The organism is Klebsiella sp. BIGb0399 (assembly GCF_003752615.1).
GTDB classification, from domain to species: domain Bacteria; phylum Pseudomonadota; class Gammaproteobacteria; order Enterobacterales; family Enterobacteriaceae; genus Klebsiella; species Klebsiella lignicola.
The window spans coordinates 83,781-102,767 of the sequence record NZ_RKHT01000005.1; the positions used below are offsets into that span (position 1 = coordinate 83,781).

General features: G+C 58.8%; 17 protein-coding genes and 2 pseudogenes. 13 read left to right on the forward strand and 6 right to left on the reverse strand.

Annotation, left to right across the window (positions count from 1 at the left end):
• Positions 1 to 416 precede the first annotated feature (416 nt).
• The 7 genes from EDF82_RS00680 (at position 417) to EDF82_RS00710 (ending at position 6,835) form a co-directional block, all read left to right on the forward strand.
• Entirely contained in the window at positions 417 to 1,433 is a 1,017-nt protein-coding gene (locus EDF82_RS00680; protein WP_123753715.1) for an iron ABC transporter substrate-binding protein, read from the forward strand.
• A 23-nt stretch (positions 1,434 to 1,456) separates the two neighbouring features.
• On the forward strand, positions 1,457 to 3,031 hold the full coding sequence (locus EDF82_RS00685; RefSeq protein ID WP_187042925.1) for an iron ABC transporter permease: 1,575 nt from the start codon (positions 1,457 to 1,459) through the stop codon (positions 3,029 to 3,031).
• A gap of 1 nt (position 3,032) precedes the next feature.
• A complete protein-coding gene (locus EDF82_RS00690) occupies positions 3,033 to 4,064 on the forward strand; it encodes an ABC transporter ATP-binding protein (protein WP_123753717.1) in 1,032 nt (343 codons plus the stop codon).
• A 423-nt stretch (positions 4,065 to 4,487) separates the two neighbouring features.
• Positions 4,488 to 5,540: a DarT ssDNA thymidine ADP-ribosyltransferase family protein gene (locus EDF82_RS00695; protein ID WP_123753718.1), complete on the forward strand. Its 1,053-nt coding sequence runs from the start codon at positions 4,488 to 4,490 to the stop codon at positions 5,538 to 5,540.
• Between the two features lie 8 nt (positions 5,541 to 5,548).
• Complete coding sequence (locus tag EDF82_RS00700) at positions 5,549 to 6,262, forward strand: hypothetical protein (RefSeq protein WP_123753719.1); 714 nt, start codon at positions 5,549 to 5,551, stop codon at positions 6,260 to 6,262.
• 14 nt (positions 6,263 to 6,276) lie between these two features.
• Positions 6,277 to 6,522, forward strand: coding sequence for a hypothetical protein (locus tag EDF82_RS00705; RefSeq protein WP_123753720.1), 246 nt, complete (start codon positions 6,277 to 6,279; stop codon positions 6,520 to 6,522).
• A complete protein-coding gene (locus EDF82_RS00710; protein WP_123753721.1) occupies positions 6,515 to 6,835 on the forward strand; it encodes a hypothetical protein in 321 nt (106 codons plus the stop codon). The genes EDF82_RS00705 and EDF82_RS00710 overlap by 8 nt, the downstream gene beginning before the upstream one ends.
• 291 nt (positions 6,836 to 7,126) lie before the next feature.
• Here the strand turns inward: EDF82_RS00710 and EDF82_RS00715 are convergent, their stop codons facing one another.
• The 3 genes from EDF82_RS00715 to hpxD form a co-directional block, all read right to left on the reverse strand.
• On the reverse strand, positions 7,127 to 7,471 hold the full coding sequence (locus tag EDF82_RS00715) for a hypothetical protein (protein WP_227540084.1): 345 nt from the start codon (positions 7,469 to 7,471) through the stop codon (positions 7,127 to 7,129).
• Positions 7,472 to 7,687: 216 nt separating this feature from the next.
• The gene (locus tag EDF82_RS00720) at positions 7,688 to 8,662 is read right to left on the reverse strand and encodes a PDR/VanB family oxidoreductase (protein WP_123753722.1); all 975 of its coding nucleotides are present in this window, start codon (positions 8,660 to 8,662) and stop codon (positions 7,688 to 7,690) included.
• Between the two features lie 13 nt (positions 8,663 to 8,675).
• Complete coding sequence (hpxD, locus tag EDF82_RS00725) at positions 8,676 to 9,713, reverse strand: molybdenum cofactor-independent xanthine hydroxylase subunit HpxD (protein ID WP_123753723.1); 1,038 nt, start codon at positions 9,711 to 9,713, stop codon at positions 8,676 to 8,678.
• A 127-nt stretch (positions 9,714 to 9,840) separates the two neighbouring features.
• Here hpxD and hpxR point away from each other — a divergent pair.
• Positions 9,841 to 10,789, forward strand: a pseudogene (gene hpxR / locus EDF82_RS00730) (LysR family hpxDE operon transcriptional regulator HpxR).
• A 25-nt stretch (positions 10,790 to 10,814) separates the two neighbouring features.
• Here hpxR and hpxO read toward each other — a convergent pair.
• Positions 10,815 to 11,912: pseudogene (gene hpxO, locus EDF82_RS00735) on the reverse strand (FAD-dependent urate hydroxylase HpxO); the annotation flags it as partial.
• Positions 11,913 to 12,304: 392 nt separating this feature from the next.
• Here hpxO and uraD point away from each other — a divergent pair.
• Together uraD and uraH are read left to right on the forward strand one after the other, a co-directional pair.
• Positions 12,305 to 12,805, forward strand: coding sequence for a 2-oxo-4-hydroxy-4-carboxy-5-ureidoimidazoline decarboxylase (gene uraD / locus EDF82_RS00745; RefSeq protein ID WP_123753727.1), 501 nt, complete (start codon positions 12,305 to 12,307; stop codon positions 12,803 to 12,805).
• Positions 12,802 to 13,128, forward strand: a complete 327-nt coding sequence (gene uraH, locus EDF82_RS00750; RefSeq protein WP_123753728.1) for a hydroxyisourate hydrolase — start codon at positions 12,802 to 12,804, stop codon at positions 13,126 to 13,128. Before uraD ends, uraH begins: the two co-directional genes overlap by 4 nt.
• A gap of 40 nt (positions 13,129 to 13,168) precedes the next feature.
• Here the strand turns inward: uraH and guaD are convergent, their stop codons facing one another.
• Both guaD and EDF82_RS00760 read right to left on the reverse strand, forming a co-directional pair.
• Complete coding sequence (gene guaD / locus EDF82_RS00755) at positions 13,169 to 14,482, reverse strand: guanine deaminase (protein ID WP_123753729.1); 1,314 nt, start codon at positions 14,480 to 14,482, stop codon at positions 13,169 to 13,171.
• A gap of 112 nt (positions 14,483 to 14,594) precedes the next feature.
• Entirely contained in the window at positions 14,595 to 16,088 is a 1,494-nt protein-coding gene (locus EDF82_RS00760) for an NCS1 family nucleobase:cation symporter-1 (RefSeq protein ID WP_123753730.1), read from the reverse strand.
• A gap of 144 nt (positions 16,089 to 16,232) precedes the next feature.
• Between EDF82_RS00760 and EDF82_RS00765 the strand changes: the two genes are divergently transcribed.
• The 3 genes from EDF82_RS00765 to puuE are packed head-to-tail and all read left to right on the forward strand — an operon-like array spanning position 16,233 to position 18,640.
• Positions 16,233 to 16,952: a GntR family transcriptional regulator gene (locus EDF82_RS00765; protein WP_123753731.1), complete on the forward strand. Its 720-nt coding sequence runs from the start codon at positions 16,233 to 16,235 to the stop codon at positions 16,950 to 16,952.
• Positions 16,949 to 17,692, forward strand: coding sequence for an allantoin racemase (gene hpxA, locus EDF82_RS00770; RefSeq protein WP_123753732.1), 744 nt, complete (start codon positions 16,949 to 16,951; stop codon positions 17,690 to 17,692). The genes EDF82_RS00765 and hpxA overlap by 4 nt, the downstream gene beginning before the upstream one ends.
• Positions 17,693 to 17,707: 15 nt before the next feature.
• Complete coding sequence (gene puuE, locus EDF82_RS00775) at positions 17,708 to 18,640, forward strand: allantoinase PuuE (RefSeq protein WP_123753733.1); 933 nt, start codon at positions 17,708 to 17,710, stop codon at positions 18,638 to 18,640.
• The last annotated feature ends 347 nt before the right edge of the window (positions 18,641 to 18,987 follow it).

Here is an 18,987-nt window from a genome sequence, read left to right on the forward strand (position 1 = left end):
CGTCGTTTCTGAACCCGTTGAATAATGCAGGGGATTATACCTGCAATTTTGACGACTGTAACAGGTTCCAGCCCACGAACCTGCATGGTGGCTGCCTGCCAGGCCTGTCGATCGCGTCCATATCCCTGGAGGACAGGATGGTGCAAAATTGCGCATGCACAGCGATAATTGTTATCGCGATCATATTTTTCCATTTTGGCGAGCATAAATAAGAAGGCCTTAAGGTTATTTTAATCTTTCCTTTTTCTTATTTTGAAATAAAGCATTTTCAGATAATCAAATTATTAAGCGCGGTATATTTAACTGTTTTCTTTTTATGGGAATTGTTTTCATTATCATTCCCATTTCGCTGTGTTTTAATCCTTTTCGGCCAGGCTATCGGCGGCCATTTATTCAAACATACTAAGGATTAGCATATGAATTTTCGCCTGTCGTCCTACTGTTCCGTCGCGCTTGTCGCCTCATCGTTATACCTTGCCCCTCAGGCCATGGCGGCTGACAACGCTGAAGGCATCGTGGTGTATAACGCCCAGCATGAAAACCTGGTCAAGTCGTGGGTGGATGGTTTCACCAAAGAAACCGGCATCAAAGTGACCCTGCGTAACGGTGGCGACAGCGAGCTTGGGAATCAGCTGGTGCAGGAAGGGAGCGCGTCGCCAGCCGATGTTTTCCTGACGGAAAACTCCCCGTCGATGGTGCTGGTCGATAACGCGAAATTGTTTGCTCCACTTGATGCCGACACCTTAAAACAGGTCGCGCCAGAATATCGTCCTGCCCACGGCCGCTGGATTGGTATCGCGGCACGCAGTACCGTTTTTGTCTATAACCCGGAAAAAATCAGCGAGTCTCAGCTGCCTCATTCGCTGATGGATCTGGCGAAACCGGAATGGAAAGGGCGCTGGGCTGCATCCCCGTCAGGTGCCGACTTCCAGGCTATCGTCAGCGCGATGCTCGCGCTGAAAGGCGAGCAAGCCACGCTCGACTGGCTCAAAGCGATGAAAGCGAATTTCGTGGCCTATAAAGGCAACAGCACGGTCATGAAAGCCGTCAACGCCGGGCAGATTGATGGTGGCGTGATCTACCACTATTACCGCTTTGTCGATCAGGCAAAAACCGGTGAAAACAGCAAAAACACCAAGCTGTATTACTTCAAACATCAGGATCCGGGCGCCTTTGTCAGCATCTCCGGCGGTGGTGTCCTGGCGTCCAGTAAACATAAAGAGCAGGCGCAGGCCTTTATTAAATGGATCACCGGTAAGCAGGGTCAGGATGAGCTGAGAACCAACAACGCATTTGAATATGCCGTGGGCGTAAATGCCGCATCGAATCCGAAACTGACGCCGCTGAACGAACTGGATGCGCCGAAAGTTGAACCTTCTTCGCTGAACAGTAAAAAAGTTATCGACCTGATGACGCAAGCTGGCCTGCTGTGATCCCCCGGTGAAGTGAATACCTTATGTCTGGTCTGAGTCTTACACTCGGAAATAAAGTTCGACGCCTGCCTGAGCGCAGGCGTCCTGCGTTTCCGATGGTTGCATTAGCGATCCTGATTTCATTGTTGTCGCTCCTGCCGTTAGGTTTTGTTATCGCCGTGGGCATGGATACCGGCTGGGACACCATCAAGGCGCTGGTCTTTCGCCCGCGCGTGGGGGAGCTGCTCGGCAATACGCTGTGGCTGAGTGTCTTAACCGTCCCGACCTGCATTGCGCTTGGCGTCACGCTGGCCTGGCTGACCGAACGCACGACCCTGGCAGGGCGGCAGATATGGTCGGCGCTGGCGGTGGCTCCGCTGGCGATCCCGGCGTTTGTCCAGAGCTACGCCTGGATCAGCGCGGTGCCGTCACTGCATGGTCTTTCCTCCGGCGTGTTCCTCTCGGTGCTGGCCTACTACCCATTTATCTATATGCCGGTGGCGGCGGTGCTTCGCCGTCTGGACCCGACGCTGGAAGATGTCGCGGCCTCGCTGGGCACGCCGCCGTGGAAGGTCTTTTTCCGGGTGGTATTACCCCAGCTTAAACTGGCGATTTGCGGCGGCGCGCTGCTGGTGGCGCTGCATCTGCTGGCGGAATACGGCCTCTACGCAATGATCCGCTTCGATACCTTTACGACCGCGATTTATGACCAGTTCCAGTCCACCTTCAGCGGTCCGGCGGCGAATATGCTGGCCGGCGTGCTGGCGCTGTGCTGCCTGGCTTTTTTAATGCTGGAGAGTGCCGCCAGAGGAAAAGCGCGTTATGCCCGGATTGGCGCCGGGGCAGCGCGGGAGCAGAAACGCAAAAAACTGAACCTGGCGACCGCCGTTGCCGCCCAGGCGCTGCTGCTGGCACTGGTCCTGCTGGCGCTCGGCGTACCGCTGATCGTGCTGGGGCGCTGGCTGTGGCTGGGAGGCATGGCTAACTGGATGAACGCCGACCTGTGGTCTTCCTTCCGCCAGACGCTGATGCTCGGCGCCAGCGGGGCGCTCCTGACCACCGCCTGCGGGATCCCGATTGCCTGGCTGGGGATCCGCTATCCACGCCGGATATTTCGTCTGCTGGAAGGCTGCAATTACCTGACCAGCTCGCTACCCGGCATTGTCACCGCCCTGGCGCTGGTGACCATCACTATCCACTACGCGCGGCCGATCTATCAAACCGAAGTCACGCTGTTTCTGGCCTACCTGCTGATGTTCATGCCCCGGGCGCTGATTAACCTCCGTGCCGGGATCGCCCAGGCGCCGGTGGAGCTGGAAAATGTGGCGCGCAGCCTTGGAAGAAGTCCCGCCCGGGCGCTATGGAGCATCACGCTGCGTCTCGCCGCGCCGGGAGCGACGGCCGGGGCGGCGTTGGTATTCCTCGGGGTCAGTAACGAACTGACCGCCACGCTGCTGCTTTCCCCGCTGGGAACCCGCACGCTCTCCACCGGGTTTTGGGCGTTAACCAGCGAGATCGATTATGTCGCGGCGGCACCCTATGCCCTGCTGATGATTGCGATTTCGCTGCCGTTGACCGCTCTCCTTTATCACCAGTCGAAAAAAATGGCAGGTCTGTAACATGCTGGAATTAACCGCTGTCTCAAAATCTTTTGCCGATGCGCAAGTGCTGGATAACCTTTTCCTGACGGTGGCCGGCGGAAGCCGCACCGCCATCGTGGGCCCTTCGGGATCTGGAAAAACCACGCTACTGCGGATCCTGGCTGGGTTTGAAACACCTGATTCCGGGCGCATCGTGATGCAGGGGCGAACGCTCTCTGGCGACGGGGTCTTTGTTCCCGCTCATCAGCGCGGGATCGGGTTTGTGCCGCAGGAAGGGGCGCTGTTTCCTCATCTTAATGTCGCGGACAACATTGCCTGGGGACTGGACTGCAGCCGGCAGGAAAAACGCCGTCGGGTGGCGGCCCTGATGGAGATGGTGTCGTTGGACGCCCAGCTGGCAACCCACTGGCCGCATCACATCTCCGGCGGTCAGCAGCAGCGCGTTGCGTTGGCCCGGGCGCTGGCGCAGCAGCCATCGCTGATGTTGTTGGATGAACCTTTTTCCGCGCTGGATACCGGACTGCGCGCCACCACCCGTAAGGCGACGGCGGATTTACTCGCCGAGGCGGGCGTCGCCGCGATCCTGGTGACGCACGATCAGAATGAAGCCCTGTCGTTTGCCAGCCAGGTTGCGGTGATGCGCCAGGGGCGCTTTACCCAGGTTGGCAGCCCGTTTGAGGTCTATTCCCGGCCCGCCGATGAAGCCACCGCGCTGTTTCTCGGCGATGCGGTGATCCTGCCGGCGGCGCTTTACAACGGGCGGGCGCAGTGCGTCATTGGTGAACTGCGTACCGATAATGAGATGGCCAGAGGGGCGGGGCGAGTCATGCTACGTCCGGAACAGCTGGTGATGACGCCTTGCCAGATGAATGAAAGCGACATCCGCATTCTCGACGTCGATTTTTCCGGACAGCTGTCGATCCTGACGCTGGCGGTTGCGCAGCAGTCTGAGACGCTACAGTTGAAAACCGTCAGTCGTGCCGAATGGATACCGGGCTGCCGGGTACGAATCGAGGTCACCGGTAAAGGACGGGTATTCATAAACGAATAGCGTTAGGATTTTTCTTAGGTTAATTATTCTGCCGATGCTCATCGGGTAAATGATTGATATTGTTTTATGTCGCAATAGCGCCGAAAGGCGCTATTTATGAATTAAAAAGCGCGATTCTCATCCTGTGGCAGGGCGTCTGTGACAGGCGCCACCGCTTGAGTTCCCTGAGGGGATAGATTATCGTGAGGAACCGGCCATTCATTCGCCGCCCAGTCCGTCCGGACTGCTGAATATACCCTAAATAATTCGTCAGATAAGTGACCGGGGGAAACGGGAGTAGCCAACACCCAGGCAACTTGAAGTATGACGGGTATAACAACAAAACCAATAAGACAATACTCATTTGCCCTCATAACTGAGGGGCGTGATGCTATGACACACAATAAATAGTCTAATGGAACAGGCTCTACTGTAGAGGTTTATATGTGGACTGTAATTGGCATTTTTTTAGTCCTCGCGTTTATCGGTAATTTAATCAAGAAAAAAGAACCGCCAGCTACTAAATCAGGTAGCCGGACGGCAGAACCGATCGTTGATGTTGAAAAGAGAAAAGCCCATAGTCGCCAGCTTGAACGCGTCATACCGCCGGTCGCGCCGCCGTCACTGTTTGATAATCGCCCCCGGGAACCGCAGTCGTCACGCCCGTTAATCAGCGGCGTTAATCATGCCGCCCCCTGTATTACGATGACCGACGCGTTGAATATGATTATGCATATCAACGGCTTTAAAGAATATATGCTCACGCGCTATGCAATAACCGGCGATACCCATCTGGCGCCAGCCTATACCTCGGATCTGCATAATGAATTTATGCAGCAGGTGGCGAATAAACCATTTTATGCGATTCAGGCGTTTAACTGGGCGAGGGCGATTGATTTCAGCGGGGTGAAACGGCGGAATATTGCCGCGCTTTATCACTTTAGTCATCTGACGAATCTGAAAAATATATTTCAGTCAGGAATAATGACCCGACAGCAGCTTGATGAAGGGCAAAATAGTTTTCATTATAACGACGAATTACGGCTGGAAGGGATGCGCAATTCTATTTCCCTGTCGTTAGGTCAGGTGAATAAAAAAATGCTCTACAAATATTCCCAGGCGCTGCGGGATCATGACTGGGTTATCCTGAAAATCAAAAAAGAGTTAATTAGCGGACCAACCCAACCCTCTTTCGATCATCAGACATTGCTTAACCAAACCGTTTTTTGCCACAGTAATGCGGCTTCAAGCGGGGTGAGGTCGATAAGCGTGGAGCAGCGTCAGAAACATCAGGCCTTTCAGGCGATGTTTAGCAGCAACACTAATGAAGATTCTGGCGATCGGCCCTATGATATTCAGGCGGAAATTTTGTATTGTGGGGCGATCCCGGTGTGGTTTATTAGCGAGGTTATTTTCTACTCTGCTGAGAATGTTCCCTCATGGTTACGCGATTGTCCGGTGAAGATCGTGGTTGACCCTTCCCATTTTGCTTTTTAGGTGACTTTATGGCCGTGCGCCCCGTATTTATCCCGACCTCAACAGGGGCGGCTCTGGTGGAGATCGTCAATGTGGATTTCAGCTGGTCGCCAGGCCTTGCGGTCAGCCAAAAACAAAAGTCCATCGCCGCGCTGCATGAAGGCTATCGCGTGGACCACCCGGAGGCCAGAATCCTTGAGGTCTCCAGCAAATCGCCAGAGACGCTGGGCGTGCAGCTCAGCGCCTTTAACATGGGTGTCCAAAGCAACGGCGGGCAGTTTATCAGCGTCGAATCGCTGTTCCAGTCATCAAAAGTGTTTACCGATAACGGGCCGTTTCGCGAGCTGATGCGCCTGTCGCCGAAAGAGGCCAAGCGCGCGGAAGTGCTAAAAACATCGGGCCGGCTGGACCACTTTTCATTTCAGCCGAATGAAGCGCGCGAGGCTATCATCTGGCCGTTAGAGCCGAAAACTGCTTTTTACGACTGGCTGTATCTCAACGCGCTACAGCATTCCCCCTGCAAAGAACAGGTGCTGGACTACACGGCTTTTACCGATATCGAATTTAATCCCGAGAAGTCGGTGAACTGCCAGGCCTATTCCGTCGCGCTCTGGTGTGCGCTGCGTCAACGCAAGATGTTGGCCACCACGATCCCGGCGCGCGATGCGTTTATCGAACTGCTCGAACAGTTCACGATCTACAACACCAGCGACGGCGATCTGCGCAATATGCGTCTTTTCTAAGACCGGGAGAGATTATGGTAAGGCGACTACCCGCCGGCGACAGCAACCTGCCGGCACCGACCGCGACGGATACCTTTGCCGACATCCCCGATGAACGCAAACGGGCGATCCGTGACGAGGTGATGCAGGACTACTTTGAACGCATGGCGGCGGTGAAAAAACAGCTGGATGCCATGACCGTGGCGCAGCGCGAGATGTTCAACCGCAGCCTGGCGGAAAACCTGGCGTTAGTGGTGAAAGGAGATGCCGCCAATGAGTGAAAATAAAATTCTGGCCGCCGTGGCCGAATCACTTAAGCAGACGCACAACGCGGTCAATCAGGCTAACAATGCCCTCGGGGTCATCGCCCGGGAGTTTCTGTATCGCTCGATGCTGGAACGAGAACTGTCGTCCGAGCTGATTGCGATGGAAGCGGCCATGAAAGGGGTGCAGGAGAGCATTCGCCGTCAGCAGGAACTGGATGCGACCCTGGCGAAAATGGACCCCAAAAGCCGCATTGATTATAAAGCCCTCCTCGAAGAGAACCGGGCCAGAATCGAAGCGCTGCTGAATGATAAACTGCCCCGCAGGTGAGCTGCGCGATGAACCAAAAAAAAGCCAGCCAATTCCTGGCTGGCAAATACTCGGATATACCCGTCATAGTTCAAGCTGCATATGCGTTGGCTACACCCGCTCACCCCAGTCACTTACTTCAGTAAGCTCCTGGGGACTCACGGCTTTGCCGCCTTTATGCAACCTGAATTATTTAGGGTGCAGATACACATTTATGTTTGATGTTCAGCGTTGTGCCTGAACACCTTTCTGGATACTGCGGCACGCACGGCAATATCCAGAAAGCTGGTCAGTGTGGCGGCATTGCCGCCGTTATTCTTCGGGCAGCAGCTTTTTACAGTGGTAAATAAAGGCGCTGGAACGCTGAGTCAGTGCCTCAATCTCCCGCGGTTTCATGCCATTGCGTAAATAGGCAATGATCAATTCCCGGTCGGCCGCAACATGAGCCCGGCAGTTATAGCGCGAGGCCGCTTGCTGGTCTTTTTTCCGCTGCAATAAGGCGACGATCTCCTGCTGCTTTTGCCTGGCCTGGCGGGCGACCTCGTGGTCATCGCATCGCGCCATGTCGGCCCACAACGCCAGCGCGCGCCGTAATAATCCCTGTTCCTGCAGGCGCTGAGCCTGAACCTGCATCTCTTGTGCTCTACTTATCATCATGATGACACCGGCCTGTGTAGTGAGGGTTAATTTGTCATACAAATATGATGGTAACAGAATTAGAAATGAAATGAATAATTTTTATGTTAATCATGAATAGATGGAATGTTTTTGCAGGGCGTTGATTTTACGTGGGTTGATACGCAGGTCGGGCGCTGCCTGGCGCACATTCTGCGGTGTCATCAGGCAGCGGGGGAGCAGGGGCGGTAACGTCGGTTATAAATCAATCACTAAATTTGCCGAGCGGCTGCGGGAGCAGCACAGGGCGATATGCTGCGCGCTGGCGGATTTCTCCGCGTCTGACTGCACCGTATCGCGATGATCGGCCTGGCCCGCCACCACCGGCGTCAGGCAGGCGCCGCACAGGCCCATCTCGCACGAAAGCGGGACGGCCACGCCGTTGTCCTGCAATACCTGGGCGATAGTTTTATGGCCCGGCACTGGCCATGTTTCCCCGGAGGAGGCCAGAGTGATGGTGAAAGTATCGTCGCCGTCGGCTCCGGTGACGGGCGTTGGCGGCTGGAAGGCTTCGCTGTGGATCTGCGCCTCGGGCCAGTTTTTTTCCGTCGCACACTGGCGGGCGGCTGCCATAAAGCCCGCCGGGCCACAGAGATACAGATGGTGGTCGGCGTGGCCTTCGCCGAGGGTACAGCTGAGTCCGGTGCGCGGGCTGCCTCCCTCGTCTGAGCAGTGGATCGTGCAGCGTTCATCGCCGAAAGTCGCCATCATTTCCGTCGTAAATGCCGCATGATCGCGACTTTTCACAAAGTAATGCAGTGCAAAAGGGATACCCGCCGCGTGCAGATGCAGCGCCATGGTATACAGCGGGGTGATGCCAATCCCCGCCGCCAGCAGCGTCACCCGGCCCGCGGGCTGCAGGGCAAACAGGTTACGCGGCGGCGAGATCAGCAGCGTCTGGCCCGGACGCAGCGTCTCATGGATATAGCGCGACCCACCGCGAGAGGCGCGATCCTGCGCCACGCAGATCAGATAGCTGTCGCATACGCCATCGTTATGCGCACCGGTCAGCGAGTACTGGCGGATTATCCCGCAGGGCAGATGCACATCGATATGCGCCCCAGGCTGCCAGCCGGGAAGCGGCTGGCGGTTCTGCGCCACCAGCCTGATGGCGAGGCTTTTATCCCCCTGGCGCCACAGGCCATCCACCACCATCTTCAGGACGTCACTCATGATGCTCCTCCACTTACACCAGGAAAAACTCACCAAAGCCCATTTTCTTCAGGCCGCGGCGATAGGCGATGGAACTGCGATCGGCAGGAATATGCGCCTCCAGCGTCAGGTCCAGCGGCAGCCTTTCCGGGCGCTGGGTTTCGACCATCAGTCGGTCTTCCTCGAACACCCGCAGGTTGAAGGCATGGACATCGGCGACCGGCACGTGCAGGTCAAAATTGCGCGCAATCGGCGCAAACATCCGGGTTACCCGCGACGATACCGGCGAGGCGGCATTCATGATCACCAGCCGGGCATCGCCGGGGAAGTGGATCGTCAGGGTGGCGGTAAACGGCAGGTGCATTTCGAAATGGCGTAGCCACTGGAAGCCATCCGGTGCGCGAAACTCAGAGCTGGCCGGGTAGTTACCGACGGAACTCCAGTAATCGGCAATAAAGCCAAACGGCGTCTCCTGCGGGTTGTAGGTCGGCACCACCTGATTATCCGGGTCCGCAAAGGTGTCGGTGTGGATCCAGGCGAAGTGGGCGACGTCAAGAAACCCCTCGACCTGACGCCCGGCGAAGCCATTGACCTCAAAAGCCGGGCAGGTGATCTGCTGAAAGCCTTCGTCGTGCCAGTGGGGCATCGTCGGCAGCGGCATCGGGTTTTCCGGGTCGAAGGCCAGGCAGGTCCAGATAAGGCCGTAGCGCTCTTCCACCGCGTAGCTGGTGAGATGGAGCTTGGCCGGGATCGGCTGGTCGGGGCTGGAAGGAATGCGGTTGCAGCGCCCGTCTTCGCCAAAGCGCAGACCGTGGTAGGGGCAGACAATCCCTTCCTCATCATGGAAGCCGAGGGTCAGCGGCACGCCGCGGTGCGGACAGACGTCGCGAGCCACCACGACCTGGCCCTTGATGCGATAGATAACCAACTGTTCGTCCAGCAGGATGGCTTTTACCGGCGCGGCGCCAATATCCTCGGCGCGGGCCACCGGATGCCAGCAGCGGGCGAGGCGCAGCCAGTCTTGCGGGTCAAACGTGCAATGGGCGGGTGGGGTCGGCGTGGGTCTGTTCATGGTTGTCCTTCCTGCTCACAAAAATAGAATTGTTTAATTGTTGTGAGTTAATTGTTGTCATATTAGGGTGTTGACATCCATCAGCATTAATTCACTAATGCGTTGCAAAAAAGTGTACAGGTGAGGCATGAGTCCATTTTCGCGGTTTGCACTCTATTTTGCCGAGGTGGCCCGCAGCGGTAGCCTGCGGCGGGCGGCTGAAAAATTGCACATCTCGGCATCGGCGATTAATCGCCAGATCCTGCAGGCGGAGGAGGCCTTCGGCACCCCGTTATTTGAGCGCCTGCCGGAAGGGCTGCGGATGACCACCGCCGGCGAACTGCTGTATGACAACCTGCTGCGCTGGCAAAAAGAGTTTCGCCTGACCCGGCAAAAGTTTGATGAACTACAGGGGCTGAAGCGCGGCACCGTCAGCGTCGGCATGGTACAGGCGCTGGCCGAGGGGAGCTTTGCCGCGGCGCTGGCCGATATCATCAGCAACTGGGAGTGGCTGGAGCTGGTGCTGCAGGTGGCCGACAGCCATACGGTCAGCGAGAAGGTGCGCCAGGCCGACCTCGATTTTGGCCTGATTCTGGATCCGGAAGGGCAGGCGGGGCTCAGCGTTCTGGCGTTTGTTGAACTGGAGATGGGGGTTGTGATGCGCCCGGACCATCCGCTGGCCGGGGCGGAGGCGCTGTCGTTAGGCGAGCTCAGCCAGGAGCGCCATATCGTGCCCGGCGCGCCGCTGATCGTGCACGAACGCGTCGGGATGCTGTATCGCCACTACGATTTTATTCCGGCGAACGGCATCAGCTGTAACGACATCCGGTTGATCAAGTCGCTGGTGCTTAAAGGCAGCGGGGTGACGGTGCTGAGCCGGCTGGATGTGCTGGACGAGGTGAGAAACGGCCAGCTGACGTTTATTCCGCTGCGCAATAAGCTGCTGCGTCCCCTGACGCTGGCGCTGTGTTCGGCGCCATCGCGCCAGCTGTCGCGTCCGGCACAAATGGCGATTCAAAAATTGACGGCGGTGATGGAGGAGATGCAGAGCGTCTAGCCCAGCGGGCCGCCCTGAATGGTGTCGCACAGACCGTTGATGATCCGCTCGCCGGTCTCCTCTTTCAGCTCCTGATACCACGCCTGGGTCAGGGCCATATCTTTGCCGTGGGTGATATCGCAGCGTTTGCGTGCTTTCAGCACCAGGTCGCGCACCCGCTCGCAGCGCAGGGCTTCGTACTGCTGAAGCGCCACGGTAATATCCTGGTGCGTGCGGAACATGTCGCCAAGCACCACCGCGTCCTCCATCGCCGCGCAGCCGCCCTGACCAATATCCGGCGTGGTGCTGTGAGCGGCATCGCCGAGCAGCGCCACCTTGCCGTGCACCAGGCGGTCGAAAGGCTCAATATCATGGATTTCAATGCGGTTGGTGGTGTGCGGATCCAGCGCCGCAATCAGCCGCTGCACCGGCGGCGCCCAGCCGTCGAAGTAGCGGGAGAGATCGCCGCGCAGGGTGTCGCGATCTTCCGCCAGACCCAGCGGCAGCGGCACATCAAAGAAGAAATAGAAGCGGCCGTTTGCCACCGGCATCAACGACACGCGTTTGCCTTCGCCGACGAAGGTGGTCCACTGGTTGGCCGGGGCAATCTGCTCATCGATCGTCACCAGGCCATTCCAGTTCACATAGCCGGCATAGCGGCGCTCGGGGGTATAGCCCAGTACGTACGGACGCAGCGCCGAGTGGCTGCCATCGGCGGCAATAAGGAAATCGCCGTGGGCTGTGGTGCCGTCGGTAAACCAGACCGTCACCCCGCTGGCGTCTTCCTCAGCCCGGACAACCCGTTTCCCGAACTGCACGGCGTCGCGCCCCCAGAAGTCGAGCATCTCCCCTTGCAGTTCGCTGCGGGCGATCGGGCTGGGGCGACCGCCGGTGCGCTCCACCAGCGGCGCAAGGCTAAAGCGCGTCAGGGTTTCGCCGTCGCGACTGGCGTTATAGGCTAAATAGTGCATCGGACCGCCGTAGGTATCGATGATGCCCCCCATGCCCAGGCTTTGCATACACTTCACGCCGTTGGGCCAGATAGAGATCGCCGCCCCGACCGGTTTAATCTCTTTGACCGCTTCAAACACCTCGCACTCAATTCCCGCGTTCTTCAGCGCGACGGCCGCGCTCAGGCCGCCAATACCGGCGCCGATGACTAATGCTTTCATGCTCTTCTCCATTTATTGCGTCGTAAAGGAGGTGAGCAAATTGCGTACCAGCTTGACGAACCCGCGCGGGCGGGGGCAGAGAAGGGATTGACCCAGCCAGTGCACTTCGCTGGTGCGTTCTTGCGTGGCAATTGCCATTTTATGAATCAAAAATTTCTGATTGTCGCTGACGGTATCGAATGTTTCATTGTCAGCCACGGTTGCGCGAACGAATATTGCGCTATATTTATCGCTATGGTGTTGATAATTTGAATGTAATGCCGTGCAGGAAGCTGAGCGGCGGCGAGGGCGCGACTCTGGCCTGCTTTGTGCACTGTGCAGACGGCGTTTTAAACAATCCGCTGGAATGGTCATGTCCGATAATAATAATGACCGCTCGCTGTGGCGGCGGTTAAGGAGTCACGATGATTGCGCTTCACCATTTTAATCAACTTTCGCCGCAGGACGCCGGGAGCCTGCTGGCGCCCTGCGTCGCACTCGACGCCTGGGTGACGGCGCTGGTACAGGCCCGACCCTATGCCGATCTCCCGGCGCTGCTGGCGATGGCCGAACAGCAGGCCGCGCAGTGGGGGGAAGCGGAACTGGACCAGGCGCTGAGCGCCCATCCGCGCATCGGCGAGAAGCCTGCCGGGGAGCGCGCACATGCCGCGCTGTCCCGCCAGGAGCAGGCGGCGGTGAACGACAAGGACGCCACGCTGGCCGAGGCCTTGAAAGCCGGAAATGCCCGCTATGAAGCGCGCTTCGGTCGGGTCTTCCTGATCCGCGCGAAGGGCCGCAGCGGCGAGGCGATCCTGCAGGCGCTCACGCAGCGCCTGACCCACAGCGAGGCAGAGGAAGTGCAGGTTGCGCTGGCGCAGCTGCGTGAGATTACGCTCTTAAGACTGACGGGAGTCATCGGCGAATGAATACGTTAAGTACCCATATTCTGGATATTTCTACCGGACAACCGGCCCAAGGGGTGGCGGTGCATCTGATGCTCGGCGGGCAATCTATTGCCAGCGGGATAACCGACGAAAATGGCCGCATTGCGACGCTGGCCCCCGGCATGCTGGTGGCCGGGCGTTATCGGCTGGTGGCGGAAATCGGCGACTGGTTTACCCACAGCGGTCGGGAAACGTTGTATCTGCGGGCGCAGATTGACTTTGCGATTAGCGCCGGGTCGGACACGCATTTCCATTTACCGTTCGTGATTGCCCCGGGCGGTTGGTCCACCTACCGGGGAAGTTAAACCCGCGCGGCCCGGCAGCGCTGCCGGGCTGGCTATCTCCTTACGTCTCGCTGCGCCAGACGCACTCGCCATTGACCCAGGTCTGGCGAATATTGCGTTCATCGCCCAGCGTCATCAGCACGAACAGCCGTTCGTAAATATCCTGGCAGCGGGACATTCGCAGCCGCTGCAGCGGGGTCACCGTCAGGTCGATCGCCACAAAATCCGCCTCTTTGCCCGGCTGGAAGTTGCCAATCTTGTCGTCGAGACGCAGCGCCCGGGCGCCTCCCAGCGTCGCGTGGTAAAAGGCTTCACACGAACGCAGGCGATAGCTTTGCAGCTGCGCCACTTTGTAGGCCTCGCCCAGGGTACGCAGCATGCTGAAGGTGGTGCCGGCGCCCACGTCGCTGCCGATGCCGATACGCACCTTGTGCTGCCAGCTGGCGGGTAAGCGGAACAGGCCGCTGCCGAGAAACAGGTTGGAGGTCGGGCAAAAGGCCACCGCCGAGCCGGTGTCGTGCAGGCACTGCCACTCTTTTTCCGCCAGATGGATCCCGTGAGCAAAGACGCTGCGCTCACCGGTCAGGCCGTAGTGATGGTAGACGTCCAGATAGTGCTCGTGCTCCGGCCACAGGCTGTTCACCCATGCCACTTCCGTGAGGTTTTCGCTGAGGTGGGTATGCAGCCAGGTATCCGGGAACTCCTCGCGCAGCTGCTGAACCGCCGCCAGCAGCTCCGGGGTTGAGGTTGGCGCAAAGCGCGGGGTGATGGCGTAACCGAGGCGGCCGCGATGGTGCCAGCGCTGGATCAGCTCGCGGGTTTGCCGGTAGCTCTGCTCTGCCGTTTCGCTCAGATAATCTGGCGTATGGCGGTCCATCATCACTTTCCCGGCCAGCAGGCGCATATTCAGCCGCAGGGCTTCAGTAAACAGCGCATCGACCGATTCAGGATGCAGCGTACAAAACACCAGCGCGGTGGTGGTGCCGTGGCTCAGCAGCTGGTTGATAAAAAACTGCGCGATGTCGGCGGCGTACTCCTCGTCGCTGAACTGGCTCTCGACCGGGAAGGTGTAGGTGGTCAGCCACTCCAGCAGCTGTTCGCCAAACGCGCCAATCATCTCGGTTTGCGGGTAGTGCACGTGGGCATCGACAAAGCCGGGCAGCAGCAGCTGTCCGCGCAGGTCGAGGTAGCCTTTTTGCCCGTCGAGGTGAGCTTCCCCCTCCTGCCAGGGCAGCAGCGCCTGAATTTTGCCCTCGTGGATAAACAGGACACCGTCATCAAGGTAACGCCCATGGCGCGCGATATCGTCGGCGCTGTCGGCGGGGTGGGCGATGTCGAAAAAAGCGCCGCGCACGGCGGAGTGGTATTCAATCATAAAGACAACTTTTCCTTTATCCACAATAGAGGGGCAGGATTGTTGAGCAAAATCGATGCCAGTTTGCTGGTCAGGAAGCGCCGCGGCATACAGCCGCGGCAACGGCGGAGGGTTACTCTTTCTGGGCCAGCGGGCGAGAGGTCAGGTGTGAGGTCACATTTACGCGATCCTCGCGGGCAATCCAGCGATAAGCCGAACCGCTCAGCAGCACGCCGATAAACCAGCTGAAGTTGGCCACTTCATGCAGCGCCGGGATAAAGCTGATCACGAGGCCGATCGCCACGGACGGGAGCAGCGCGGCAATGGCTTTGGGGTTAAAGCCGTTGCGATACCAGTAGCGGCCACTCGGGGTCGCGTTGAACAGATCGTCGACGGAAACCTGCCCGCGTTTGATCAAATAGAAATCGACAATCAGGATGCCGAACAGCGGGCCAATAAACGCCCCTAAGACATCGAGGGTGTAGTGGATAAGCTCCGGCGAGTTGAACAGGTTCCACGGGGTCAGCAGAATCGAGCCGACCGCGGCGATCATCCCCCCGGTGCGGAAGCTGATTTTCTGCGGCGAGCAGTTGGAGAAATCGAACGCCGGGGAGACGAAGTTAGCGACAATATTGATGCCGATAGTGGCGGTAATCATCGTCAGCAGGCCAATGGCCACCGCCAGATCGTTGCCGACGCGGCTGACGGTTTCAATCGGGTCGGTGATCATGCGGCCAAACAGCGACTGGGTGCCGGAGACAATCACCACGGTGACGATCGAAAACAGCAGGAAGTTAAACGGCAGGCCCCAGCGGTTCCCGCGGCGGATCTCGCCCATGCTTTTGCCGTAGCGCGAGAAGTCGCCGAAGTTAAGCAGCGGACCGGAGAAGTAGGAGACCACCAGCGCGGTGGCGGTGATCATCTGCCAGGTCTGCTCCCCGGTGGTCAGCGATTTACTGGCGAGGGTAAAGGAGATCCCGTCAAAACCGGTCTTGTATACAATCCACCCCGCCAGCGCCAGCATCACCACGTAGACCGCCGGCCCGGCGATATCGATAAAGCGCTTGATGGCGCTCATCCCGTGCCAGAACACCATCGCCTGCAGTAGCCACATGGTGGCGAAACAGAGCCAGCCGAGGTGCGACAGGCCAAGGAAGGAGGCCTCGGTTAAGCTCGCCAGGCCAGGCCAGAATTTGAGCATGACCAGCATCAGCGCGTTGGCCGCCAGATAGGTCTGAATGCCGTACCAGGCGAAGGCGATCAGGCCGCGGATCACCGCCGGAATATTGGCGCCAAAGACGCCAAAGGCCTGGCGGCAGATCACCGCATAGGGCACGCCGGCCATCTGGCTTGGCTTAGCCACCAGGTTGGCGCACAGCTGCACAATGCAAATCCCTACCAGCAGGCACAGCAGCACCTGCCAGCTTGCCAGCCCGAGCGTAAAGAAGCTCGCCGCCACGACGTAGCCTCCCATGCTATGGACGTCCGACATCCAGAACGAAAATATGTTGTACCAGCTCCAGTTCTGGTCGCGGGTCGGCGCCAGATCCTCATTACAAAGCCGTGGACTGTAGCCGGCGGTGGAATCAGCGGCCGTATTCTGCTGGGTATGTTGACTGTTTGGCATGAAACCTGCTCCTGTGAATGAAACCCCTGATTAGGGTGTTGAGGATGCTGTTGCAGGATCCAGGCCAGAATAGTTAATTTTGTATACAAGAATTTTATTTCATGTATACGATTAGATATCGAAAGGTAAATTTGGAGCGGGTGAATGCGTAATGAACATCGTCAGCAGGCCGCGGCAGCGCTGCATGACAAGGACGAAACCATCTATCAGTCCCTGATGACCGCAATTGTGGAACATCAGCTACCGCCGGGCAGTAAATTGCCGGAAGAGGCGCTGGCGGAGGTCTTCGGCGTGAGCCGGACCGGGATCCGTAAAGTGCTGCAACGACTCGCTACTGTGCAAATGGTCACCATCACGCCCAAACGTGGTGCACAGGTCGCCAGTCCGACGGTCGAAGAGGCCCAGGCCATCTTCCGTACCCGCATGCTGCTGGAGGTCGCCAACCTGCCGGACGTGATCGCCCACTGCCAGCCGCCGCATCTGGCGGCGCTGGAGGCCATCACGTTGCAGGAGCAGCAGGCGCATGACGTCTACGACGGCCCGGCGGCAATCCGTTACTCCGCCGAGTTTCATATTCAGCTGCAGGCGATTTCCGGCAACCCGGTGCTCACCGAGATGGTGACTCGCCTGAGCCAGCGCTCTTCATTAGCGATCGCCACATGGGGAGCGCCATGGCGCCAGGGGTGTCGGTGCAACGATCACGAGCGGATCATTCAGTTGCTGCGAGAGAAGGCGTTGGCGCCCCTGAGCGACGCGCTAACGCACCATTTTGAACATATTGTCGCCAGCCTGTGCTTTGAGCGCGATGGCGAGTCGCTGCCGGATTTCGCCCGCCTCTTCGCCGGAAATAAGGAGCTGTCATGAGCGCTATGTGTATACAAGTGATTAACCCCAACACTAACGCCGGGATGACGGAAACCATCGCCCGCGCGGCCAGAGCCGTGGCGGCGCCGGGAACCGAAATCCTGGCGGTGTCGTCGCGGGAAGGGGTGCCGTCGATCGAAGGTCACTTTGATGAGGCCATTGCCGCCATCGGCGTGCTGGAACAGATTCAGGCCGGCCGCCAGCAGGGGGTTTCGGGGCACGTTATCGCCTGTTTCGGCGATCCGGGGCTGCTGGCGGCACGCGAACTGGCGCAGGGGCCGGTGATCGGCATTGCCGAAGCGGCGATGCATATGGCGACGCTGGTCGCCACGCGCTTTTCCATCGTCACCACGCTGCCGCGAACGCTGATTATTGCCCGTCACCTGCTGCATCAATATGGTTTTTACGACCGTTGTGCCGGACTGCACGCCATCGACCTGCCGGTCCTGGCGCTGGAGGACGGCAGCGGTCTGGCGCAGGAAAAAGTGCGCCAGCGCTGTATTCAGGCGCTACGGGAAGACGGCTGCGGCGCGATCGTGCTGGGCTGCGGCGGCATGGCGACGCTGGCCCAGGAACTGACGCACGAGCTGCAGGTTCCGGTGATCGACGGCGTCAGCGCGGCGGTGAAGATGGTGGAGTCGCTGGTGTCGTTGGGGCTGTCGACCAGCAAACGGGGCGACCTGGCGTTTCCGGAAGCCAAAACGCTGAGCGGGCCATTTCAGGTATTCAATTCGTTTTAACGGTAAGGGGTGGAGATGACGTTTTCCGATCAGCATTACCCGCGGGATCTGCGGGGTTACGCCGGGCAGCCGCCGCATGCGCAGTGGCCGGGACAGGCACGGATTGCGGTGCAGTTCGTGCTCAATTATGAGGAAGGAGCGGAGAACCATGTGCTGCATGGCGACGCCGGTTCCGAGCAGTTTCTCTCGGATATTATCGGGGCCGCCAGCTATCCCGATCGCCATATGTCGATGGACTCGCTGTACGAGTACGGTAGCCGCGCCGGGTTCTGGCGCATTCACCAGGAGTTCAGCCGTCGCGGGCTGCCGTTGACGGTGTTTGGCGTAGCAATGGCCCTCGCGCGTCACCCCGAGATCGTCGCCGCCATCAAAGCCGCCGATTATGACGTGGTGAGCCACGGCTGGCGCTGGATCCACTACCAGCATATGGATATCGATAGCGAACGCGAGCATCTGCACAAAGCGGTGCATGTGCTGACCGACCTGTTCGGCAAACCACCGACGGGCTGGTATACCGGGCGCGACAGTCCCAACACCCGTCAGCTGGTGGTGGAGCACGGCGGTTTTGCTTATGACAGCGACTATTACGGCGATGATTTGCCGTTCTGGAGCGAGGTGGCCTGCAGCGATGGTTCACGCAAGCCGCACCTGATCGTGCCCTATACCCTCGATGCCAACGATATGCGCTTCGCCACCGCCCAGGGGTTTAATACCGCCGAGCAGTTTTATACCTACCTGAAAGACAGTTTCGATGTGCTGTACGAAGAGGGGGAACAGGCGCCGAAGATGATGTCGGTGGGGATGCATTGCCGCCTGTTGGGCCGACCGGGACGCTTCCGGGCGCTGCAGCGTTTCCTCGATTACGTGCAGCAGCACGATCGGGTGTGGGTGTGCACCCGCCAGCAGATCGCCGATCACTGGCGCGACGTGCACCCGTACCAGCCATAGTCGACAGTTCCCGGGCTACAACATCGCCGTGTAGCCCGGTCAGCGCAGCGCCACCGGGAGCCGTGCCAGCCGATACATTTTCCCGGAGGCGGCGCGTGGCGCCTGTCCGGGCTACGGGGCGACAACATCGGCGTGTAGCCCGGTCAGCGTAGCGCCACCGGGAGCCGTGCCAGCCGATGCGTCTTCCCGGAGGCGGCGCGTGGCGCCTGTCCGGGCTACGGGGCGACAGCATCGCGGCATGTAGCCCGGTCAGCGCAGCGCCACCGGGAACCGTGCCAGCCGACGCATCTTCCCGGAGGCGGCGCATAGCGCCTGTCCGGGCTACGGGGCGACAACATCGCGGCGGG

Excerpts from the sequence above, each read along its gene's own strand:
- EDF82_RS00715 (WP_227540084.1), bottom strand. The coding sequence starts at position 7,471 with ATGATGATAAGTAGAGCACAAGAGATGCAGGTTCAGGCTCAGCGCCTG.
- EDF82_RS00680 (WP_123753715.1), top strand. The coding sequence starts at position 417 with ATGAATTTTCGCCTGTCGTCCTACTGTTCCGTCGCGCTTGTCGCCTCA.
- EDF82_RS00690 (WP_123753717.1), top strand. The coding sequence starts at position 3,033 with ATGCTGGAATTAACCGCTGTCTCAAAATCTTTTGCCGATGCGCAAGTG.
- hpxD (WP_123753723.1), bottom strand. The coding sequence starts at position 9,713 with ATGAACAGACCCACGCCGACCCCACCCGCCCATTGCACGTTTGACCCG.
- hpxA (WP_123753732.1), top strand. The coding sequence starts at position 16,949 with ATGAGCGCTATGTGTATACAAGTGATTAACCCCAACACTAACGCCGGG.
- guaD (WP_123753729.1), bottom strand. The coding sequence starts at position 14,482 with ATGATTGAATACCACTCCGCCGTGCGCGGCGCTTTTTTCGACATCGCC.
- uraH (WP_123753728.1), top strand. The coding sequence starts at position 12,802 with ATGAATACGTTAAGTACCCATATTCTGGATATTTCTACCGGACAACCG.
- EDF82_RS00720 (WP_123753722.1), bottom strand. The coding sequence starts at position 8,662 with ATGAGTGACGTCCTGAAGATGGTGGTGGATGGCCTGTGGCGCCAGGGG.
- uraD (WP_123753727.1), top strand. The coding sequence starts at position 12,305 with ATGATTGCGCTTCACCATTTTAATCAACTTTCGCCGCAGGACGCCGGG.
- EDF82_RS00685 (WP_187042925.1), top strand. The coding sequence starts at position 1,457 with ATGTCTGGTCTGAGTCTTACACTCGGAAATAAAGTTCGACGCCTGCCT.
- EDF82_RS00760 (WP_123753730.1), bottom strand. The coding sequence starts at position 16,088 with ATGCCAAACAGTCAACATACCCAGCAGAATACGGCCGCTGATTCCACC.
- EDF82_RS00710 (WP_123753721.1), top strand. The coding sequence starts at position 6,515 with ATGAGTGAAAATAAAATTCTGGCCGCCGTGGCCGAATCACTTAAGCAG.
- EDF82_RS00695 (WP_123753718.1), top strand. The coding sequence starts at position 4,488 with ATGTGGACTGTAATTGGCATTTTTTTAGTCCTCGCGTTTATCGGTAAT.
- EDF82_RS00765 (WP_123753731.1), top strand. The coding sequence starts at position 16,233 with ATGCGTAATGAACATCGTCAGCAGGCCGCGGCAGCGCTGCATGACAAG.
- puuE (WP_123753733.1), top strand. The coding sequence starts at position 17,708 with ATGACGTTTTCCGATCAGCATTACCCGCGGGATCTGCGGGGTTACGCC.
- EDF82_RS00700 (WP_123753719.1), top strand. The coding sequence starts at position 5,549 with ATGGCCGTGCGCCCCGTATTTATCCCGACCTCAACAGGGGCGGCTCTG.
- EDF82_RS00705 (WP_123753720.1), top strand. The coding sequence starts at position 6,277 with ATGGTAAGGCGACTACCCGCCGGCGACAGCAACCTGCCGGCACCGACC.